Genomic DNA, 20528 nt, shown 5'->3' with positions numbered 1-20528 from the left:
CGTCATACCCGTGCATCGAAGCAGCCAGCCAACGATGACGGAGGCCACCGCGCCACCGGTCACGCCGATGAAACGCGTCGCGGGCGCGTGCCTGGTGGGGTCGGCGATCGAGTTCTACGACTTTCTGATCTACGGCACCGCTGCGGCGCTCGTGTTTCCCACGGTGTTCTTTCCGCAACTCAGCCCGACGATGGGCACCATCGCCTCGATGAGCACATTCGCCAGCGCGTTCGTGTCGCGGCCGATCGGCGGGGCCGCATTCGGCTACCTCGGTGATCGGGTGGGCCGCAAAAAAACGCTGGTTGCCACGCTGGTGCTGATGGCCGTCGCCACTGTCAGCGTCGGCCTGGTGCCGCGGACCGAGTCCATCGGCGTGGCCGCCCCGCTGATCTTGGTCGCACTGCGATTGGTGCAGGGGTTCGCCGCCGGTGGGGAGTGGGCCGGGTCGGTGTTGCTGAGCGCCGAATATGCGCCCGCCGGCAAACGCGGCAGGTACGGCATGTTCACCCTGCTCGGCGGCGGAACGGCGGCGGTGCTGTCCAGCCTGACGTTCCTGGGCGTGAGTTTCACCATCGGCGAGAACAGCCCGGCGTTTCTGGCGTGGGGCTGGCGGATACCGTTCCTGATCAGCGCGGTGCTGATCGCCATCGCCCTCTACGTGCGGCTGCGGATCGACGAGACCCCGGTATTCGTCGCGGAGAAGGCCCGCACCCCGGTGCCGAGGGCGCCGATCGCTGAATTGCTGCGGCTGCAACGCCGGGAGATCGTGTTGGCCGCCGGCAGCATTCTGGGCGGGATGTCGTTCGCCTACATGGCGAACACCTATCTCACCCGCTACGCCCACGCCGAACTGGGCTACTCCCGTAGCTTCATCTGGGCCGTCGGGGCCCTGGGCGGGCTGGTCAGCATCACGTTCGTCGCGTTGTCGGCGACGCTGTCCGACCGGGTCGGGCGACGCCGGATGATGTTGCTGGGCTGGGCGGGATGTGTGCCCTGGGGGCTGTTGGTGATTCCGTTGATCGACACCGGCAACCCGGCGTTGTACGCGGTGGCGATCGTCGGCATGTGCGCGATCGGCGGTATCGGGTCCGGGCCGACGGGCGCCTTCATTCCCGAACTGTTCGCGACCCGCTACCGCTACAGCGGATCGGCACTGGCGGTGAACTTGGCCGGAGTGGTCGGCGGCGCACTGCCGCCGTTGATCGCCGGAACGGTCCAGGCGACCTACGGCAGCTGGGCCGTCGGCCCGATGCTCGCAATCCTGGCCTTAGCGAGCTTCGTGTCCGCATATCTGCTGCCCGAGACCAAAGGCACCGATCTGCATTCCGGCGACTAGTTGACCTAGTTGGCGTGCAGGTCCTCGTTGAGCGCGATGCCGCGGCCGTCGCGGGACACCACCTCGACCGCGCCGGTCAGTGAATTGCGCCGGAACAGCAGGTTGCTGCTGCCGGCCAGTTCGCGAGCTTTCACTGACTTCCCGTCGGGCAGAGCAACTTTCGTGCCCGCGGTGACATAAAGGCCGGCTTCGACGACGCAGTCGTCGCCCAGCGGGATGCCCAGCCCGGCGTTGGCGCCGAGCAGGCAGTGCTTGCCGATCGAGATCACCTCGGTGCCGCCGCCGGACAGTGTGCCCATGATCGAGGCGCCACCGCCGACGTCGGACCCGTCACCGACCACCACGCCCGCCGAGATGCGGCCCTCGACCATCGATGCGCCCAGCGTGCCGGCATTGAAGTTGACGAAACCCTCGTGCATCACCGTCGTCCCCGATGCCAGATGTGCACCCAGCCGCACCCGGTCGGCGTCGGCGATCCGCACTCCGCTGGGCACGACATAGTCGACCATGCGGGGGAACTTGTCCACGCCGTAGACCGTGACCTGCCCGCGGCGGCGCAGCCGCGCCCGCACCGTCTCGAAACCGTCGATGGCGCACGGGCCGTAGTTCGTCCACACCACATTGGTCAGCACCCCGAACAGGCCGTCGGCGTTGAGCCGGTGCGGCGTGACCAGTCGATGCGACAGCAGGTGCAGCCGCAGATAGGCGTCGTAGGCGTCGACGGCCTTGTCGTCCAGCGAGCCGATCACGGTGCGAACGACGACGGTCTCGGTCTCGCGCTCGTCGTCGCGGCCGGCCAGCGCGGCGAGTTCTTCGGGTACCTCGGCCACCGACAGTCGTACCGTGCCGCTGTCGCCCGATTCGATCAGTTCCGGTGCGGGGAACCAGGTGTCGAGGACCGATCCGTTCGCGGCCAGCGTCGCCAGCCCGATGCCTGAAGCTGCAGTCACGGGCCCCACGGTACCCACCCACTAGGCTGAGATCGTGCTTGACCTACGCGGCGACCCGATCGAGTTGACCGCGGCCTTGGTCGACATCCCCAGCGAGTCGAGGCACGAAGAACGCATCGCCGACGAGGTCGAAGCGGCGCTGCGCGCACAGACCTCGCACTTCGAGATCATCCGCAACGGCAACGCGGTGCTGGCCCGCACCGCGCTGGGACGCGCCAGCCGAGTGCTAATGGCCGGGCATCTCGACACCGTCCCGGCCGCGGGCAACCTGCCGAGCCGCCGCGACGCCGACGTGCTGCACGGGTGCGGCACGGCCGACATGAAGTCGGGCGACGCGGTCTTCCTGCATCTGGCCGCCACGGTCGTCGAGCCCGCGCACGACCTGACTCTGGTGTTCTACGACTGCGAGGAAATCGATTCGGCCGCAAACGGTTTGGGCCGCATCGAGCGTGAGCTGCCGGACTGGCTGGCGGCCGACGTGGCAATCCTGGGTGAGCCGACCGGCGGCTATATCGAGGCGGGCTGTCAGGGCACCCTGCGGGTGGTCGTCCATGCGAGCGGAACCCGCGCGCACTCGGCGCGATCGTGGCTGGGTGACAACGCCATTCACAAACTCGGCGCCGTCCTGGACCGGCTTGCGGAATACCGGGCCCGTAGTGTCGACATCGATGGCTGCACGTACCGCGAAGGGTTGTCGGCGGTTCGGGTCCACGGCGGTGTCGCCGGCAACGTGATCCCCGACGCGGCGTCGCTGACGGTGAACTTTCGGTTCGCGCCGGACCGCTCGCCGGACGCCGCGCTGCAACACGTGCACGAGGCGTTCGACGGCCTCGACGTGCGGATCGAGCAGACCGATTCCGCGGCCGGGGCGTTGCCCGGGCTGTCCAGACCCGCTGCGAAGGCGCTCGTCGCTGCTGCTGACGGTCACGTGCGAGCAAAGTACGGCTGGACCGACGTGTCGCGGTTCGCTGCCAGGGGCGTCGCCGCGGTGAACTACGGACCCGGTGATCCCAACCTGGCGCACACCGTCGACGAACGGGTGCCCGTCGACCAGATCACCGCCGCGGTGAGCATGCTGCGGGCATACCTGAGCAGCTAATCGGGCGTTCACCGGCCAACCGTCGCTGCGCAACGAAATGGACGGCAAACTGCAATCAATCTGTTTGCGTTTATCTCGCTGAAACTTCGTAACACTGACGTAACGTAGATCACATGGCAAAGATGCCGGCGTTACGGGTCGCCCACGGCGCGACCTTTGGTGTTTATGCGCTGGTCGGTCTCATGCTCGCCGGCCCCGCGCCGTTTGCTCAGGCCAGTGTTTCCGCGACGGGCGCTGCGCCGATTCATCTCGCGTCGTCCGTCGATCCCGGCATGGATCCTGAGCCGCTGAGTCCGGACGTGCCCGGAGTCCAAGAACCAGCGAAGCCCGGCCAGACGCTGACCCCGTCGCACCACCACCGCAGCCACCACCGGGCGCCGACGAGTACCTGACTCAGAGCCGCTCCGCCTGTTTGGCCGCGTCGGCGGCTGCCGGATGCAGCCCCTGGTCGGCCAGGTCGGCCGCCACCTCGGTCAACGCCGTCGAATCGCCGGCGGCCAACGCCCGGGCGTGCGCCAGCGTCAGCCGTCCCAGCACGCAGTCCACTTCGACCGCCAGACGTTGGGCCCGCTGCACGGCGCGCATATCGCCGAGCCGGGTCGCGTCCTGCAGCGCGCGCAAGGCGATCGCGGACTGGCCGCCGCGTTCGGCGGTCTGCACCGCGTCCCGCGCCGCCTCGATCGCGCCCGTCGTATCGCCGCGGGCGGCCTTCGACCACGCTCGGGCCAGCGCCAACTCCGGAGCGAACAACGTCGACTTCAGGCCGTGCCGTGACTCCGCCCGGCTGAACACCTTTGCCGCTCCCAGCTGGTCGCCCTGCTGGCCGAGCGCCTGGGCCAGCAGGCTCAACGCCAGCGGCCCCCAGGAATAGCCGGTGCGGGCCAGCGGATCGGCGGCCCGGCTCAACAGCCGCACGGCGGCGTCGAAATCGCCCTGCGCGATCGCCACGTACCCCACCAATGTCTCGCCGATCGCCCGGCCGGGCTGCTGCAGTTCAGCGAAGTCGGTGAAGCGCTGGGCCAGTGTCCGGGCGTCGGTCAGCCGTCCGGCCATCACCAGCGCGGTGATCCGGCCGAAGCCGCTGGTGAACCGCAGCAGACCGGGATGGTCTGCTGCGGTCGCGCGACGGGCCAGCGCCTCGACGTCGTCGAACTGCCCGGCGCGCGCCGAGCTCAGCGCTGCCGCCGAGGCCGCCCAGCCCACGGCGACCTCGTCGGCGTGCGGGGAGGCCAGCACCTCGCGGGCGATCCGCAGCGTACGCAGCGGAGCGCCCGCGTTCATCGCGAAGGTCGCCGCCAACGCGTCGAGGGTGGCCTGCGCGGCCGGCGCCGCGACGTGGCCGCGGGTGGTCTGCAGAAAAGCGGTGGCCCGCTCCGGCTCGTTGAGCATCCAGAACTGGTTGGCCGCCCGCGGCAACGCCCACGCGATCAGCTCGGGCGGCGACAGCTGCTCGGGATTCACCGCCGCCAGCGCCGCATCGGCTTCACGTCCGCGGCCCTGCCAGGCCAGGGCGTAGGCCAGCGCCAGGCGCGCGGCCAGTCCGCCCGCGCGGTCCAGCGCCGCCTTGGCGAGTTGCTCGGCGAGTGTCAACTCGCCGAGCTGCAGCGCCCGCTGGGCGGCGGCCACGGTGTCGGCGACCTCGGCAGCGGAGTCGCTACCGAGGCTGAGTGCTGCCAGTCGCAGCTGATCGCCGACGTGGCCGGACGGCTGCGACGTCAGGTGGTCGACCAGCGACGTGCGCAGCGTGCGCTCGGCGTCGGGCGTGAGCCCGGCGCCGGCGCGGTCGGTGTAGAGCGGGTGCGCCGGGTAGACCATCGCGTCGCCGTCGACGACGATCACGCCGAGCGCTTCCGCGTGGTCGACGGCGTCGTTGTCGGCCAGCGTCGCCAGGTCGCCGCGGCGCAGCGGCTCGGCGATCGCCAGGTAGTCCAGCACCCCGCGCACCGGTGCAGGCAGGCCGGCCAGGTAGCCGTCGATCAGCTCGGTCAGCGATCCGCGGGCCCGCAGATCGCCCGCGTCGGCCAGGTGTCGCAGGTGCAGCGGGTTGCCGTGGCTGCGGGCGAATGCGTCGTTGATCGCGGCGTCATCGGGTGCCGTGCCCAGCGCCGATTCCAGCACGGTCGCCGTCGCCGCCCGATCCAGCGCCGCGACCTCGACCTGGATCAGCAGCTCGTCGGCCCACAGTGCGGCGATCGCGTCCGGCAGCTCGGTGTCGGCCCGGATCGTGACGATCAGCTGCGCCGAACCGCTCAGTGCCAACTGGTAGACGAGCGTGGCGGACAGGTGGTCGAGCAGGTGTGCGTCGTCGATAACGAACAGCTGCCGTGCGCCGTCACCGGTCAGGTAGTCGTGCGCGGCGCGCAGCAGTTCGGCCGGCCGCCCGTCGCCGGCGATGTGGGCGTCGGCCAGCAGCGCGCCGAACGCGCCGAACGGGACGGTGCGCTGCGCGGCGGTGCCCACCACCCAACGGGCACCGTCGCCCGCGGCGCGGCGGGCGGCCAGCGTCTTGCCGACGCCGTCGGCGCCGACCAACACCGCGCCGCAGCGCTCGGCCAGGCCGGCTGCCACCTCGCGCAACACCCGGTCCTGCGGCGCGGCAACCCAAGCACTCGGCACCGCCGGATTTTATGGCGCTTGCCCATGGCTATATGCCGTTAGGCCCAAATGCGCTCGGCGGCAAGGGTGGTAGATCTACTACGGTTCGACTGTGCACCCCAAACGCAACGCGCCTCACCCGCGGGCGGTCTGCGTGTACTGCGCATCCGGGCCCACCCACCCCGAGTTGCTGGCGCTGGCCGCCGAACTCGGCGAAGCGATCGCCGAACGCGGTTGGACCCTGGTCTGGGGCGGCGGCAACGTCTCGGCGATGGGCGCGCTGGCCACCGCCGCGCGGGCCCGTGGCGGCTGGACCGTCGGAGTGATTCCGAAGATGCTGGTGCGTCGCGAGGTCGCCGACCACGACGCCGACGAGCTGATCGTCACCGACACCATGCGGGAGCGCAAACAGATCATGGAGGACCGCGCCGACGCCTTCATCACGTTGCCCGGCGGCATCGGCACACTCGAAGAATTCTTTGAAGCCTGGACCGGCGGCCATCTCGGTGTGCACCACAAGCCGGTGGTTCTGCTCGATCCGCGTGGACACTTCGATGGGCTGCGCGCCTGGCTGTGCGGGCTGGTGGACAGCGGCTACGTCGCGCAGACCGCGATGGACCGCCTGGTGGTCGTCGACGACGTTGATGCGGCAATCCAGGCCTGCGCACCCAACTGAGTGGATTAGCTGCATACGGTTAGGCTGGCCGCCATCTGCCACAGCGCGAAACGGGGGTTAGCCATGTCCGAACACCAGTCTGGTTCTCATAGGTCGGTCGGGCTGCTCGACATCGCGACTCGGGTGCACACCGTGTTGGCCGACCTTCCGGTGATCGCCCGCGGGATGCTCACGTTGGTGCGGGCGCAGCCGAACTTCAAGGTGTCGATCGGCAAGGTCTTCCAAGACCGTGCCGCCCGCTACGGCGATCGGGTGTTCATCCGGTTCGGCGAGCAGCAGGTGACCTATCGCGAGGCCAACGAGACCGCCAACCGCTACGCGGCCGTGTTGGCCGCCCGCGGTGTCGGGCGCGGAGACGTCGTCGGGATCATGCTGCGCAACTCGCCGAATGCCGTGTTGATGATGCTGGCCGCAGTCAAATGCGGCGCGGTCGCCGGCATGCTCAACTACCACCAGCGCGGCGACGTGCTGGCGCACAGCATCGGCTTGCTGGAAGCCAAGGCGCTCGTCATCGAGTCCGACTTCGTGGATGCGGTGGACGAGTGCGGCGGCGCCACGATCAGCCCGACGACCATCGAGGAGATGGAGCGGCTGTCGGCCACCGCGCCGACCACCAACCCGCAGTCGGCGTCAGCCGTGTTGGCCAAGGACACCGCGTTCTACATCTTCACGTCCGGCACCACCGGTCACCCCAAGGCCAGCGTGATGACGCACAAGCGGTGGCTGTCCGCGCTGGCGGTGTTCGGTGGGCTGGGGTTGCGGCTGAAGGGCTCCGACACGCTCTACAGCTGTCTGCCGCTGTACCACAACAACGCGCTGACCGTCGCGGTCGGCTCCGTGATCAACTCCGGGGCGACGCTGGCGCTGGGGAAGTCCTTCTCCGCGTCGAGGTTCTGGGACGAGGTGATCGCCAGCCGGGCGACCGCCTTCATCTACATCGGCGAGATCTGCCGGTACCTGCTCAACCAGCCGGCCAAGCCGACCGACCGGGCACACAAGGTGCGCCTGATTGCCGGCAACGGATTGCGGCCCGAGATCTGGGAGGAGTTCACGTCTCGGTTCGGCATCCCGCGGGTCTGCGAGTTCTACGCGGCCAGCGAAGGCAACACCGCGTTCATCAACGTCTTCAATGTGCCGAGGTCGGCCGGGTGGGCGGCGCTGCCGGTGGCGTACGTCGCCTATGACGCCGACACCGGCGCTCCGGTGCGCGGTGAGGACGGCTGGGTGCAGCGGGTGCCCGCCGGCCAGCCCGGTTTGCTGCTCAGCCCGGTCAGCAGGGTGCAGCCGTTCGACGGCTATACCGATGCCAGCGCGAGCGAAAAGAAATTGGTGCGCGACGCTTTCCGCAAGGGTGATTGCTATTTCAACACCGGCGACGTGATGAGTCCGCAAGGCATGGGCCATGCCGCCTTCGTCGATCGACTCGGCGACACGTTCCGCTGGAAGGGCGAGAACGTCGCGACCACCCAGGTGGAGCGGGCGCTCGGGTCCGACAAGTCCGTCGAGGAGTGCACCGTCTTCGGTGTGGAGGTGCCGCGCACGGGCGGCCGCGCGGGGATGGCGGCGGTCAAGCTGCGCGACGGCGCCGACTTCGACGGGAAGTCGCTCGCCCAGACCGTCTACACGCAGTTGCCGGCGTACGCGATGCCGCTGTTCGTGCGACTGGTCGAGTCGATGGAGCACACCACCACGTTCAAGAGTCGCAAAGTGGATCTGCGCGAGCAGGCTTACGACTCCGGCATCGAAGACCCGGTCTACGTGCTGGCCGGCCGCGATGAGGGCTACGTGCCGTTCTACGACGACTATCCCGACGAAGTAGCGAACGGTGAGCGGCCACAGGGCTGAGGGCACCACCTGCCACACCAGTACCACGAGTTGGGTGGCACTCTTTTCCGAAATCGTCGGCACATGCGATATCAGCCCGCGGTGATATCGCATGTGCGTGCGAAATAAAAAAGGCGGGTCGACCCGGAGAGTGACCGAAGTGACTCGTGAGTCTTGTGAGCTTTTGCTCGCACCTCGGCCGTCGCCGGGCGAGAGCAGCAGGCACCATATAAGGGTGCAGTCCACCCTGTGCGGCCGCCCGGTCAGCGCCGATCGCCCGCTGATCATGGCGATCGTCAATCGAACGCCGGATTCGTTCTACGACCGCGGGGCGAACTTCAGCGACGACGCGGCCAAAGCGGCGGCCCACCGCGTCGTCGCCGAGGGTGCCGATGTGATCGACGTGGGCGGGGTCAAGGCCGGCCCGGGGGAGCGCATCGACACCCAGGCCGAGATCGCCCGCGTTGTGCCGTTCATCGCGTGGCTGCGAGACGCCTACCCCGATCAGCTGATCAGCATCGACACCTGGCGCTCGGAGGTGGCCGGGCATGCGTTGCGCGCCGGCGCGGACCTGATCAACGACAGTTGGGGCGGCTACGACCCCGCGATGCCTGAGGTGGCCGCCGAACACGGCGCCGGACTGGTGTGCTCGCACACCGGCGGCGCGCGCCCCCGCACCCGCCCGTTCCGGGTCAGCTACGGCACCAGCACCCGCGGCGTGGTTGACGACGTGATCGACGAAGTCACCACCGCGGCCGAGAAAGCCGTCGCCGCCGGCGTCGACCGCAGCCGGATTCTCATCGACCCGACCCACGATTTCGGCAAGAACACCTTCCACGGATTGGCGCTATTGCGCCACATGGAAGATCTTGTTAACACCGGGTGGCCGGTGTTGATGGCGTTGAGCAACAAAGATTTCGTCGGGGAGACTCTAGGCGTGGAACTGACCGAGCGGCTGGAGGGCACCCTGGCGGCCACCGCACTCGCGGCTGCCGCGGGCGCGCGGATGTTCCGGGTCCACGAGGTCGGGCCGACCCGACGGGTGCTGGAGATGGTCGCGTCGATCCACGGTCAGCGGCGGCCCGCGCGCACGGTGAGAGGACTCGCATGACGGCATCAGAGCTGGTCGATCTCACCGCTGAGGGCGCCCTGACCGCCCTGCCCGGTGACGTCTGGCTGGCCGATCGCTGCTGGACCAGGCCGCAGTGGACGGTGGAGGAGCTCCGGGCGGCCAAAGCCGAACGGACGATTTCGGTGGTGCTGCCCGCCCTCAACGAGGAAGACACCGTCGAATCGGTGATCGACAGCATCTCGCCGCTGCTCGGCGGGCTGGTCGACGAGCTGATCGTGCTCGACTCCGGATCCACCGACGACACCGAGATCCGGGCGATCGCCGCGGGCGCCCGCGTCGTCACCCGCGAGCAAGCCCTGCCCGAGATCGCGCCGCGGCCCGGCAAGGGCGAGGTGCTGTGGCGTTCACTGGCGGCCAGCAGCGGCGACATCGTGGTTTTCGTCGACTCGGATTTGATCGAGCCGCACCCGATGTTCGTGCCGCGGCTGCTCGGACCGCTGCTCACCGAGGACGGCGTTCATCTGGTCAAGAGTTTCTACCGGCGGCCCCTGAACGTCCATGACGCCAGCGGCCGCGAAGGCGCCACCGGCGGCGGCCGGGTGACCGAGTTGGTGGCACGGCCCCTGCTCGCGGCGCTGCGACCCGAACTGAGCTGTGTGCTGCAACCGCTCGGCGGCGAATACGCGGCCACCCGCGAGCTGCTCACCTCGGTGCCGTTCGCGCCCGGCTACGGCGTGGAGATCGGCCTGCTCGTCGACACCTACGACCGGCTGGGCCTAGACGCGATCGCTCAGGTCAACCTCGGCGTGCGGGCGCATCGCAACCGGCCGCTGGCCGAGCTGGGCCCGATGAGCCGTCAGGTCGTCGCGACGCTGCTGTCCCGCTGCGGCATTCCCGACTCCGGCGTGGGCCTCACCCAGTTCTTCGTCGACGGTGACGGCTACACGCCACGGACTTCGGCGGTGTCGCTGGCCGACCGGCCGCCGATGAACGCCCTCCGACCGCGCTGAGCGACGTCGTACCCATAAGGCAATATCGTCCCCGTGGCGTTGGTGTTGCTCTACCTGGTGGTGCTGGTCCTGGTGGCGATCGTGCTGTTCGGGGTGGCCAGCCTGCTGTTCGGTCGCGGTGAGCCGCTACCGCCGCTGCCGCGCGGGACGACGCCGACCGTCCTGCCCGCATCCGGCGTCACCGGCGCCGACGTCGACGCGGTGAAGTTCACCCAGACGATCCGTGGATACAAGACCAGCGAGGTCGACTGGGTGCTGGACCGGCTCGGCCAGGAGCTCGACCAGTTGCGCGGCGAGCTCTCGTCGGTGCACGCGGCGGCCGCTGCTGACGAGCCGGACGACGACCCGGAGGACGAGCCCGGTGACGACGCCTGACGACGACGGGCATGTCCGCTGCGACTGGGCGGTCGGCAAGCCCGGCAGCGCCGATTTCGAGCTCTACCGCGACTACCACGACCACGAGTGGGGCCAGCCGCTGGACGGGCGGGTGGCGCTGTTCGAACGGATGAGCCTGGAGGCCTTCCAGAGCGGCCTGTCCTGGCTGATCATCCTGCGTAAACGGGAGAACTTCCGGAAGGCGTTCGACGGTTTCGACGTCGACAAGATCGCCCGCTACACCGACGCCGACGTGGCCCGGCTGATGGCCGACCCGGGCATCGTTCGCAACCGGGCCAAGATCGAGGCGACCATCGCCAACGCGCGGGCCGCCGCCGACGACCGGGGCGATCTGTCGGAGTTGCTGTGGTCGTTCGCCCCGGCGCCCCGACCCCGGCCCGCGACGCTGGCCGACGTGCCCGCCACGACACCGGAATCCACCGCGATGGCACGCGAGCTGAAGCGCCGCGGATTCCGGTTCGTCGGCCCGACGACCGCGTACGCACTGATGCAGGCGACCGGGATGGTCGACGATCACATCCAAGCCTGCTGGGTCCCTCCAACCGCCAACTGAAACGCCGACGCGGAGGTCATGCACACTCACCGGCTGCGATAGGGAACAATGGGGGGGTGAATGTGCAGTTGACGGGCCAGCTCGAATTTGGAGGGAGTGCTCGATGGCGGCGATGAAGCCCCGGACCGGTGACGGTCCACTGGAAGCGACCAAGGAGGGGCGCGGCATCGTGATGCGGGTACCGCTGGAAGGCGGTGGCCGACTCGTCGTCGAGCTCACACCCGACGAAGCCGCCGCGCTCGGTGACGAACTCAAGGGCGTCACCAGCTAGACCCGCCGTTACGCGCACACTTTCTGGTAGATCTCCAGGGTCTGTTGCGCGATCTGCGCCCACGAGAATTCCGCGATGCAGCGCTGCCGTCCCGCCCGGCCGTAGCGCTCCGCCCGCGCCGGATCGGCGACGAGGGCGTTGACCGTGGCGGCGAGGCCGCTTCGGTAGCCGGCTGCATCGTCGGGGTCGTAGTGCACCAGCGAACCGGTCGACCCGTCGGCGACCACCTCGGGTATGCCCCCGACGTCGGAGGCCACCACGGCGGTACCGCAGGCCATCGCCTCGAGGTTGACGATGCCCAACGGTTCGTAGACCGACGGGCATACGAAAACTACTGCAGCCGAGAGTATTTCACGAATCTTTCCGATCGGCAGCATCTCTCTGACCCAGAAAACGCCGGTGCGCGAGGCGGCGAGGTCAGCGACCGCGGCGCTGACCTCGGCGGCGATTTCCGGTGTGTCGGGCGCCCCGGCGCACAGCACCAGCTGCACGTCCGGATCGAACTTGTGGGCGGCGGCCAGCAGATGTGCGACGCCTTTCTGCCGGGTGATCCGCCCGACGAACGCGACGATCGGCCGGTTGCGGTCGACGCCGAGGTCGGCGAGCACCGACTCGTCGGGCTGCGGTTGCGCTGGATACCAGACCGCGGTGTCGATTCCGTTGCGCACGACGTGCACCCGGTCGGGGTCCAGCGTCGGATAGACCTTCAGCACGTCCCCGCGCATACCCAGGCTGACGGCGATCACCGCGTCGGCGGCGTTGGCCGCCGTCTGTTCCACCCAAGACGAGATCCGGTAGCCGCCGCCGAGCTGCTCGGCCTTCCACGGCCGCAACGGCTCCAGCGAGTGTGCGGTCAGCACATGTGGGACGTCGTAGAGCAATGACGCCAGATGGCCGGCCATACCGGCGTACCAGGTGTGCGAATGCACGACGGTGGCCTCCGCGGCGGCGTTGGCCATCAATAGATCCGTCGACAGCGTCGACAGCGCCGGGTTGGCTCCGCGCAGTTGCTCGTCGGGCTGATACGCGTACGCCCCGAGTCGCGGCGCCCCCTGGCAGTGCACGTCAACGTCACACAGCCGGCGCAATTGCGCGACGAGTTCGGTGACATGTACCCCGGCGCCGCCGTAGACCTCCGGCGGATACTCCCGAGTCATCATCGCGACGCGCATACCCGGCACGGTAGTAGCCGTCCGCCGATGGCGCAGGGGGGGACCACCCCCTTACCGGTGTACCCAACGTAGATTCGCCGGTAGTCCAAAAAGGTTGATGGACAATCCGTCAGCGCGGGTATTCACCTATTTGATCTGGCAGGGGTCCGCAACGGCCGATAGGTTTGACGCATGAGGGAAGCGCCACACGTGCTGGGTATCGTCATGGCCGGCGGTGAGGGCAAGCGGTTGTACCCGTTGACCGCCGACCGGGCCAAGCCCGCGGTTCCCTTCGGCGGCGCCTATCGGCTCGTTGACTTCGTGCTGTCCAATCTGGTCAACGCCCGCTATCTGAGGATCTGCGTTCTCACGCAGTACAAGTCACATTCGTTGGACCGCCACATTTCGCAGAACTGGCGGTTGTCGGGATTGGCCGGTGAATACATCACCCCGGTCCCGGCCCAGCAGCGGCTCGGCCCGCGCTGGTACACCGGCTCCGCCGACGCGATCTATCAGTCGCTGAACCTGATCTACGACGAGGATCCCGACTACATCGTGGTTTTCGGCGCCGACCACGTGTACCGGATGGACCCGGAGCAGATGCTGCGGTTTCACATCGACAGTGGCGCGGGGGCGACGGTGGCCGGCATTCGGGTGCCGCGTGCCGAGGCGAGCGCATTCGGATGCCTGGACGCCGACGAGTCCGGACGGATCCGCAGCTTCGTCGAGAAGCCGGTCGAACCACCCGGCACCCCCGACGACCCGGAGTCGACGTTCGTCTCGATGGGCAACTACATCTTCACCACCAAGGTGCTGATCGACGCGATCCGCGCCGACGCCGACGACGATCACTCCGATCACGACATGGGCGGCGACATCATCCCGCGCCTGGTGACCGACGGCATGGCCGCGGTGTACGACTTCAACGACAACGACGTGCCCGGCGCCACCGACCGCGACCGCGGTTACTGGCGCGACGTCGGGACGTTGGATGCCTTCTACGACGCCCACATGGATCTGGTGTCGGTGCACCCGGTGTTCAACCTCTACAACAAGCGCTGGCCGATCCGCGGCGAGTCGGAGAACCTCGCGCCGGCCAAGTTCGTCAACGGCGGCTCGGCCCAGGAGTCGGTGGTGGGTGCGGGCAGCATCATTTCGGCGTCCTCCGTACGCAATTCGGTGCTGTCGTCCAACGTCGTCATCGACGACGGCGCGATCGTTGAGGGCAGTGTGATCATGCCGGGCGCGCGGGTGGGCCGCGGCGCCGTCGTGCGGCACGCCATCTTGGACAAGAACGTCGTGGTGGGGCCCGGCGAGATGGTCGGGGTGGACTTGGAGAAGGACCGCGAGCGCTTCGCGATCAGCGCCGGCGGCGTCGTCGCGGTGGGCAAGGGTGTGTGGATCTAACCGTCACCACAGGTAAGGCGCCAGGCGGTAGCGCACCCTGTGCTCGTACTCCTGGTAACCACTCAACTCCTGCTCGAGCAGGCTTTCTTCGTCGCGAATACGAACGACGAGCACTGCCACGCCCGGCAGCACGAACAGCAGCCCCCAATACGAGCCGAGCGCCAGCGGAACGCCCAGCATCATGACCACGTCACCCAGGTACATCGGATGGCGTACAAATCCGTACAGTCCGGTGGACGCCAGGGATTGACCCGACTCGACGGTGATATTGGCTGCCGCATAACCGTTTTGGACGACCACCAGCATCGCCAGCGTCAGCCCGAGCACGACCAGGACGTCGCCGATCACCGAGACCGCCTGCGGCACAACCGACCAGCCGAAGCGATGGTCCAGCACGCTGACCACGACCATGGCCGCCAGCGACGCGAACGCGATCACGATGATGGCCTTCTCGACCGGTCTGGTTTCCTTTGTCGGCCCGGCGTGCATCCGGCGTTCCAGGGCGGCCGGATTCGTCCGCATCAGGTAGATGGTGGGAATCCAGGTTGCCAGCGCGAACACCGTCAAGAAGACCCAGCCCTGCCAGTACCGGAAGGTACCGGCAGGCACAAACAGCAGCGCGAGCGATATCAGAATCCCCACAACGCCCGACAGCGACGCTCTCCCAAGCAGTTTCATGGCAACTCCCTCAGGCCCGGATGTCGCGACGACGGAACGCCAGCAACCCGGCGGCGATCAGCGCGGCGTCGATGGCCAGCAACCACAGCAATGGAACCGCGGTGAAATCTCCACCCGTCACCCGCGGAACATGCGCGAACGGCTCGGCGTCGAGCACCCACTGCGGAAATCCTGACAGCGAGCCGATCAGATACAGCGCGACGAACCCGACCAGCACGCCCCATGCCAGCGGGGTGAACCGTGGCGCAATGCCGAACAGGGCGACGGTCACCGCGGCGGGCAACCACACCGCCGGCAGCTGCACGAGTGCGGCGCCGACAGTCGTCCATAGTTTGCCGCCGACATCGCCGGCAGCAATGCCGTAGGTCAGGCCTGCTGCCACGCCGGCGACGACGATGGCGACGGCGGAACCGATCAATGCGGCGGCGAGATGACCTGTCAGCCAGCGACTTCGGCTCACCGCACCGGCCAGCAGCGTCTCGGCACGCTGGTCGGCCTCTTCTTGATGCAGCCGAAGCGCCAGCGAGATCGCGAAGGCGGCCGCGATCATGCCCAGCATGCAGAACGCCACCGCGACGAAGGCCTGCTCCAGTGCAGCGGTGCCGCCCATCTTGACGACGATGTCCTTGGCGGTGTCGCCGCCGAGTTCGCCACCGATGCCGTGCACGACACTGCCGATCAGCAGGCCGTACAAGCACAACCCGACGGTCCACAGCAGGACAGCGCCGCGATCCAGCCGTACCGTCAACCCGAACGCGTTGCGCAGCAACGAGTTTGCCCGGCCCGGGCCCGGACGTTCGGCGATCAGTCCCGCGCCGACGTCGCGGCCGGCCAGCAGTCGGTAGGCCAGCGCGGTCAGCAGAGCCGCCGTGACCAGGTGCAGCAGCAGCACCCACCACCGGTCGCCGGCATACGGGCGCACCTGCAGCGACCAGCCGAGCGGCGAGAGCCACGACAACCCACCCGACCCGGCGTCGCCGACCGCGCGCAGGGTGAACGCCGTGCCCAGCGCCGCGAATGCGGCGCCGCGAGCGAACCGCGCGCTCGCCGACAACTGGGCGGTCACCGCGGCGACGGCGGTGAACACCAGCCCGGAGCAGGCCAGCGCGGCACCGAACGCCAGCGACCCGCCCACCGGGACGCTGGTGCCCAGCAGGCCGATCGCGCCGAGCGCGCCGGTGGCCAGGGAGGCCCCGAACGACAGCAGCAGCGCCGCGGTCAGATTGGCATATCGGCCGACCGCGGTGGAGTCCAGCAGTTCGGCGCGACCGCTTTCCTCGTCGGCGCGGGTGTGACGGATGACGGTCAGGATGACCGCCACTGCGATCAGCGTGTGGAACATCCCGGCTTTCCAGATGCCGGTCGCACCGAGACTGTCGTTGTAGATCTGCCCGTAGATCGCCCGCTGCGCAGGGCTGGCCATGATGGTGGCAGCGAACGCGCCCCGGGACGCCAGGTCGGGGTAGATCTTTTCGATGCTGCCGATATAGACGGTCGCCAACGGGAGCGACAGCAGCAACACCCACAGCGGCAGAGTGATCCGGTCGCGACGCAAATACAGTCGCAGCATCGCCCGCGTCCCGGTGAAGGCCGAACCCCGTTGTGGCGCCTCGTGATGGTGCGTCCGCTCTAGGGTGGTCGTCATGAGCGTGCCAGCTCTCGGTCGACGCCGTAGTGGCGCAGGAAGAGCTCTTCCAGGGTGGGCGGCTGGCTGACCAGGCTGCGCACCCCGGTGTCGCCGAGTACCCGGATGAGTTCGCCGAGGCCTTCGCTGTCGACATGGGCGTGCAGCGTGGTGCCCTCGTAGCTGACGTCTTCGACGCCGCGAATCCGGGTGAGATCGCCTGGATCCCTGAGCAATTCGGCGGTGATCGACGTGCGGCTGAGGTGCCGCATCGACTCGAGCGTGCCGCTCTCCACGGTCTTGCCGGCGCGGATGATCGTCACTCGTTCACACAGTGCCTCGGTTTCGGCCAGGATGTGACTGGACAGCAACACCGTCGCGCCCCGATCGCGGGCCTCAGCGACGCATTGCTGGAATATGTTCTCCATCAACGGGTCCAGGCCGCTGCTCGGCTCGTCGAGCAGCAGGAGCCGCGCCCGTGACGAGAAGGCCGAGATCAGCGAGACCTTCTGCCGGTTGCCCTTGGAGTAGGTCCGCGCCTTCTTGTGCGGATCGAGTTCGAACCGCTCGATCAGCTCGGCGCGGCGCGCCTCGTCGATGCCGCCGCGCATCCGGGCCAGCAGGTCGATGGTCTCCCCGCCGGTCAGGTTAGGCCACAACGTCACATCGCCGGGCACATAGGCGATCTGCCGGTGTAGTTCGACCGCGTCGTGCCAGGGGTCGCCGCCGAGCAGCCGCACCGCCCCGCCGTCGGCTTTCACCACACCCAGCAGAACGCGGATGGTCGTGGACTTGCCGGCGCCGTTGGGGCCGAGGAAACCGTGCACCTCGCCCTCGCGGACGGTCAGATTCAGGCCGTCGAGCGCCTGAACCGAGCCGAAAGTCTTGGTCAGATCCCGGATCTCAATCGGGTGCATCCACTTCTCCTTTTTCTTCTTGGGCCAGGAAGGCTTCGTACATGTGGCTGTCGGTCATCAGGCCGTCGGTGTAGAGCTCGAGGGCGGGCAGCACCATGTCAGCGGCGTAGTCGCGCAGCACCGCCCGCAGATCGGTTGGGGTGTCGTGCATCTGGATGTACAGCAGGAAGCCGCCGCCACCGGTGATCGCCAGGTACTTGGCCCGGGCAGCCGGATCACGGCTGGGCTTCAGGATGCCGCTGCGGACGCCCTCGTCCAGGTAGCTCGCGGCATTGTCGATCATGGTGCGCCACAGCATTTTCGCAAGCTCACCACCGGTCTGCATGCTGCGCACCAGGTAGGCCATCAGCGGCGCGTACTCCTCGATCTCGGCCATCGCCGCGAACCAGGTCGCCGGGTCGCTGGAGTTCATCGCCTCGGACTTAACGCTGCGGATCTCCTCGGCGACGTAGTCGTCGCAGGCCTTGCGCAGGCCGTCTTTGGATCCGAAGTGGTGGATGACCAGCGCCGCGCTCACACCGGCCGACTCGGCGATCGAGCGCAGGCCGACATTGAACCCCTGCTCGCCGAAGCACTTGATCGCGGCGTCCCGAATCCGGGCCGCGGCGGTCAGATCGTCGGCTGAACGCATGTTTAGAATGCTAAACACTCGTTCAGTCACACGTCAAGGATTTGCACCGTCACGAATTCGTAAAAGGTCGGGATCAGTCCCGGACGGCGGCCAGCAGGCCGTCGCCGAGCGGCACCAGCGCGGGCGTGAGCAGCTCGTTCTCGGCGATCAGCCGCGCTGCCTCGCGTACCGCCGCCACCTCGGCATCGCGGGCCGCCGGATCGCCGGCCCGTCCGCCCAAGGCCGCGCCGTGCACGACGATCGCCCCGCCGGAGCGCAGCAGCCGGATGCCCTCGATCACGTATTCCGGCTGGTCGAGCGGGTCGGCGTCGATGAAGACCAGGTCGTAGGAGCCGTCGGCCAGCCGGGTCAGCACGTCCTGCGCGCGACCGCTGATCAGCCGGGTCCGCGACGGGCCGATGCCGCCGTCGGACAATGCCTCCTTGGCGATCCGCTGGTGTTCGGGCTCGATGTCGATGGTGGTCAGCACGCCGTCTTCGCTCATGCCCGACAGCAGCCACAGGCTGCTCACCCCGGCGCCGGTACCGACCTCGACGACGGCTTTGCCGCCGCTGAGCTTGGTCAGCAGGCTCAGCAGCGCGCCGACCGCGGGTGTCACCGCGCCGACGCCGATGTCGGCGGCGCGCTCGCGGGCGGCCAGCAGCACGGCGTCTTCGGAGATCGAGCCCTCGGCGTGCGCTGAGAGCTGTTCGGCCCGACTCGTCGGCGCCGACTGGCCTGGCGTGCGGTCGGTGGTGGCCATTCCCGCAGCGTAAGTCCAACCCCAGCCGAGTGCGATCAGGCGCGCCCGGCACAGGTTCTCGGGCGCATTGCGACACGCCGACGGCGCCGCTCTTATAGAAGTCTCATTGATATCCGATTCGGCCAGCGCAACGGCTTCGCGGGACGCCATTCTCAGTCAAAGCTCAGTGCGGTCACATATCGCACATACGCCGGTAGGCGACGGTATTGCCATGGAGCGTGGAGGCCGCTGGTCCGGGAATACATCTCGGCATCTTCGCGTTGCGCGCGGTGATGAATTGCCTAGTTTTGACGGCAGTCTGAACCCGGAGGATCTGAACATCACCACACTGATGAGCCCGGCCAGCATGTCGCACCCCGAAAGGTACCGCGACGCTGACTGGGTCGACCCCGCTGAGGAGCCCTACGGCACCGCGGTCTTCGACGCGACTGGAGACAAGACGGCCATGCCGTCGTGGGACGAGCTGGTGCGTCAGCACGCCGATCGGGTGTATCGGCTGGCTTACCGCCTCTCCGGTAATCAGCACGACGCCGAGGATCTGACCCAGGAGACCTTCATCAGGGTCTTCCGGTCGGTGCAGAACTACCAGCCGGGGACGTTCGAGGGCTGGTTGCACCGCATCACCACTAACTTGTTCCTGGACATGGTCCGCCGTCGCGGCCGGGTCCGGATGGAGGCGTTGCCCGAGGATTACGATCGGGTGCCCGCCGACGAGCCCAATCCCGAGGAGATCTACCACGACTCGCGGCTGGGCCCCGACCTGCAGGCCGCCCTGGATTCGCTGCCGCCGGAGTTCCGCGCGGCCGTGGTGTTGTGTGACATCGAAGGTCTGTCCTACGAGGAGATCGGCGCGACGCTGGGCGTCAAGCTGGGCACCGTGCGCAGCCGCATTCACCGCGGCCGTCAGGCACTGCGCGACTATTTGGCCGCGCACTCCGACAACGTGACCGGCGCGCTACCGGGCCTGGCCGACTAAGACACAAGCCCGTAGATCGGCTGTTCATTGGTGTTCCGCGACGCCCAGCGCGCTACATTCGAGGTAGTGCCCGACACTTCTGGACGCTGACATATCGAGGGGAGCTGGTGATGGCCGAGCGGGGTCATGTCTTCCGCCGCGCGTTCTCCTGGCTCCCCGCTCAGTTCGCCTCGCAGAGTGACGCCCCGGTGGGCGCTCCACGGCAATTCGGCTCCACCGAACACCTGTCGACCGAGGCCATCGCGGCGTTCGTCGACGGCGAGCTGCGGATGAATGCCCACCTGCGCGCGGCGCACCACATATCCCTGTGTCCGGATTGCGCCGCCGAAGTGGAGGGTCATCGCCGGGCCCGTGCCGCGCTACGCGACTCCCATCCGATCAGAATCCCCAGCTCGTTGCTGGGATTGCTGTCGCAGATCCCGCACTGCCCTCCCGACGACGATGCGGGCGGGCAGCAGCGCGGTCAGTGGGGGCCGCCCCGTGGCCGCGGACATGGTGCCCCACCACCGGAGCGTCGAGCCAGGCCGTCCGATCGATTCGCCGACGGCAACCCGCGCGATCACCCAGAGCCTCGGTAGGGTGGACACCAGTTTTGTCAAGCCGGTGCGCGGCGCCGTGCT

At 68.3% G+C, this 20528-nt stretch carries 21 protein-coding genes; 13 read left to right on the top strand and 8 right to left on the bottom strand.

Features of this window, described 5'->3' with window-relative positions; all coding sequences use genetic code 11:
• The first annotated feature begins 67 nt into the window (after positions 1–67).
• Complete coding sequence (locus G6N27_RS09460) at positions 68–1336, top strand: MFS transporter (RefSeq protein ID WP_163781573.1); 1269 nt, start codon at positions 68–70, stop codon at positions 1334–1336.
• Between the two features lie 5 nt (positions 1337–1341).
• Here G6N27_RS09460 and dapD read toward each other — a convergent pair whose 3' ends face one another.
• Positions 1342–2295 carry a 2,3,4,5-tetrahydropyridine-2,6-dicarboxylate N-succinyltransferase gene (gene dapD / locus G6N27_RS09455; RefSeq protein ID WP_163776100.1) on the bottom strand — a complete coding sequence of 318 codons (954 nt, stop codon included), beginning with the start codon at positions 2293–2295 and terminating at the stop codon, positions 1342–1344.
• A 25-nt stretch (positions 2296–2320) separates the two neighbouring features.
• On the opposite strand from dapD, the gene dapE reads away from it, so the two are divergent.
• Positions 2321–3385 (top strand): succinyl-diaminopimelate desuccinylase, encoded by a 1065-nt coding sequence (gene dapE, locus G6N27_RS09450; RefSeq protein ID WP_163776099.1) that lies wholly within the window; start codon positions 2321–2323, stop codon positions 3383–3385.
• A 113-nt stretch (positions 3386–3498) separates the two neighbouring features.
• On the top strand, positions 3499–3777 hold the full coding sequence (locus G6N27_RS09445; protein WP_163776098.1) for a hypothetical protein: 279 nt from the start codon (positions 3499–3501) through the stop codon (positions 3775–3777).
• A 1-nt stretch (position 3778) separates the two neighbouring features.
• On the opposite strand, the gene G6N27_RS09440 is transcribed toward G6N27_RS09445, so the two are convergent.
• Positions 3779–6001, bottom strand: a complete 2223-nt coding sequence (locus tag G6N27_RS09440) for an ATP-binding protein (protein ID WP_232064928.1) — start codon at positions 5999–6001, stop codon at positions 3779–3781.
• 91 nt (positions 6002–6092) lie between these two features.
• Here G6N27_RS09440 and G6N27_RS09435 point away from each other — a divergent pair, with 91 nt between their 5' ends.
• The 7 genes from G6N27_RS09435 (at position 6093) to G6N27_RS09405 (ending at position 11782) form a co-directional block, all read left to right on the top strand.
• Positions 6093–6656 carry a TIGR00730 family Rossman fold protein gene (locus G6N27_RS09435; protein WP_163776097.1) on the top strand — a complete coding sequence of 188 codons (564 nt, stop codon included), beginning with the start codon at positions 6093–6095 and terminating at the stop codon, positions 6654–6656.
• Positions 6657–6719: 63 nt separating this feature from the next.
• Complete coding sequence (fadD6, locus tag G6N27_RS09430) at positions 6720–8501, top strand: long-chain-acyl-CoA synthetase FadD6 (protein ID WP_163776096.1); 1782 nt, start codon at positions 6720–6722, stop codon at positions 8499–8501.
• A 265-nt stretch (positions 8502–8766) separates the two neighbouring features.
• The gene (gene folP, locus G6N27_RS09425; RefSeq protein ID WP_232065045.1) at positions 8767–9591 is read left to right on the top strand and encodes a dihydropteroate synthase; all 825 of its coding nucleotides are present in this window, start codon (positions 8767–8769) and stop codon (positions 9589–9591) included.
• Positions 9588–10562, top strand: a complete 975-nt coding sequence (locus G6N27_RS09420) for a glucosyl-3-phosphoglycerate synthase (protein ID WP_163776094.1) — start codon at positions 9588–9590, stop codon at positions 10560–10562. The genes folP and G6N27_RS09420 overlap by 4 nt, the downstream gene beginning before the upstream one ends.
• 33 nt (positions 10563–10595) lie before the next feature.
• A complete protein-coding gene (locus G6N27_RS09415) occupies positions 10596–10937 on the top strand; it encodes a DivIVA domain-containing protein (RefSeq protein WP_163776093.1) in 342 nt (113 codons plus the stop codon).
• Positions 10924–11511, top strand: coding sequence for a DNA-3-methyladenine glycosylase I (locus G6N27_RS09410; RefSeq protein WP_163776092.1), 588 nt, complete (start codon positions 10924–10926; stop codon positions 11509–11511). The genes G6N27_RS09415 and G6N27_RS09410 overlap by 14 nt, the downstream gene beginning before the upstream one ends.
• A gap of 103 nt (positions 11512–11614) precedes the next feature.
• The gene (locus G6N27_RS09405; RefSeq protein ID WP_003406247.1) at positions 11615–11782 is read left to right on the top strand and encodes a DUF3117 domain-containing protein; all 168 of its coding nucleotides are present in this window, start codon (positions 11615–11617) and stop codon (positions 11780–11782) included.
• 8 nt (positions 11783–11790) lie between these two features.
• Here the strand turns inward: G6N27_RS09405 and glgA are convergent, their stop codons facing one another.
• On the bottom strand, positions 11791–12954 hold the full coding sequence (gene glgA, locus G6N27_RS09400) for a glycogen synthase (RefSeq protein ID WP_163776091.1): 1164 nt from the start codon (positions 12952–12954) through the stop codon (positions 11791–11793).
• 171 nt (positions 12955–13125) lie between these two features.
• On the opposite strand from glgA, the gene glgC reads away from it, so the two are divergent.
• On the top strand, positions 13126–14340 hold the full coding sequence (glgC, locus tag G6N27_RS09395; protein ID WP_163776090.1) for a glucose-1-phosphate adenylyltransferase: 1215 nt from the start codon (positions 13126–13128) through the stop codon (positions 14338–14340).
• A 3-nt stretch (positions 14341–14343) separates the two neighbouring features.
• Here glgC and G6N27_RS09390 read toward each other — a convergent pair whose 3' ends face one another.
• From G6N27_RS09390 to G6N27_RS09370, 5 genes are all read right to left on the bottom strand, one after another.
• The gene (locus G6N27_RS09390) at positions 14344–15018 is read right to left on the bottom strand and encodes a methyltransferase family protein (RefSeq protein WP_163776089.1); all 675 of its coding nucleotides are present in this window, start codon (positions 15016–15018) and stop codon (positions 14344–14346) included.
• 10 nt (positions 15019–15028) lie between these two features.
• Complete coding sequence (locus tag G6N27_RS09385) at positions 15029–16663, bottom strand: ABC transporter permease (protein WP_163776088.1); 1635 nt, start codon at positions 16661–16663, stop codon at positions 15029–15031.
• A complete protein-coding gene (locus G6N27_RS09380; RefSeq protein ID WP_163776087.1) occupies positions 16660–17559 on the bottom strand; it encodes an ABC transporter ATP-binding protein in 900 nt (299 codons plus the stop codon). The genes G6N27_RS09385 and G6N27_RS09380 overlap by 4 nt, the downstream gene beginning before the upstream one ends.
• The gene (locus G6N27_RS09375; protein WP_163776086.1) at positions 17546–18190 is read right to left on the bottom strand and encodes a TetR/AcrR family transcriptional regulator; all 645 of its coding nucleotides are present in this window, start codon (positions 18188–18190) and stop codon (positions 17546–17548) included. The genes G6N27_RS09380 and G6N27_RS09375 overlap by 14 nt, the downstream gene beginning before the upstream one ends.
• A 73-nt stretch (positions 18191–18263) precedes the next feature.
• Complete coding sequence (locus tag G6N27_RS09370; RefSeq protein ID WP_163776085.1) at positions 18264–18932, bottom strand: O-methyltransferase; 669 nt, start codon at positions 18930–18932, stop codon at positions 18264–18266.
• Positions 18933–19143: 211 nt separating this feature from the next.
• Between G6N27_RS09370 and sigE the strand changes: the two genes are divergently transcribed.
• Complete coding sequence (gene sigE, locus G6N27_RS09365) at positions 19144–19908, top strand: RNA polymerase sigma factor SigE (RefSeq protein WP_163776084.1); 765 nt, start codon at positions 19144–19146, stop codon at positions 19906–19908.
• Positions 19909–20018: 110 nt separating this feature from the next.
• On the top strand, positions 20019–20486 hold the full coding sequence (rseA, locus tag G6N27_RS09360; protein ID WP_276044318.1) for an anti-sigma E factor RseA: 468 nt from the start codon (positions 20019–20021) through the stop codon (positions 20484–20486).
• The last annotated feature ends 42 nt before the right edge of the window (positions 20487–20528 follow it).

Origin of the sequence: Mycobacterium cookii, from assembly GCF_010727945.1 — a bacterium.
GTDB lineage: Bacteria > Actinomycetota > Actinomycetes > Mycobacteriales > Mycobacteriaceae > Mycobacterium > Mycobacterium cookii.
The sequence above is the reverse complement of the archived record's forward strand: the minus strand, read 5'-3'. Positions and strand labels throughout refer to the sequence as shown.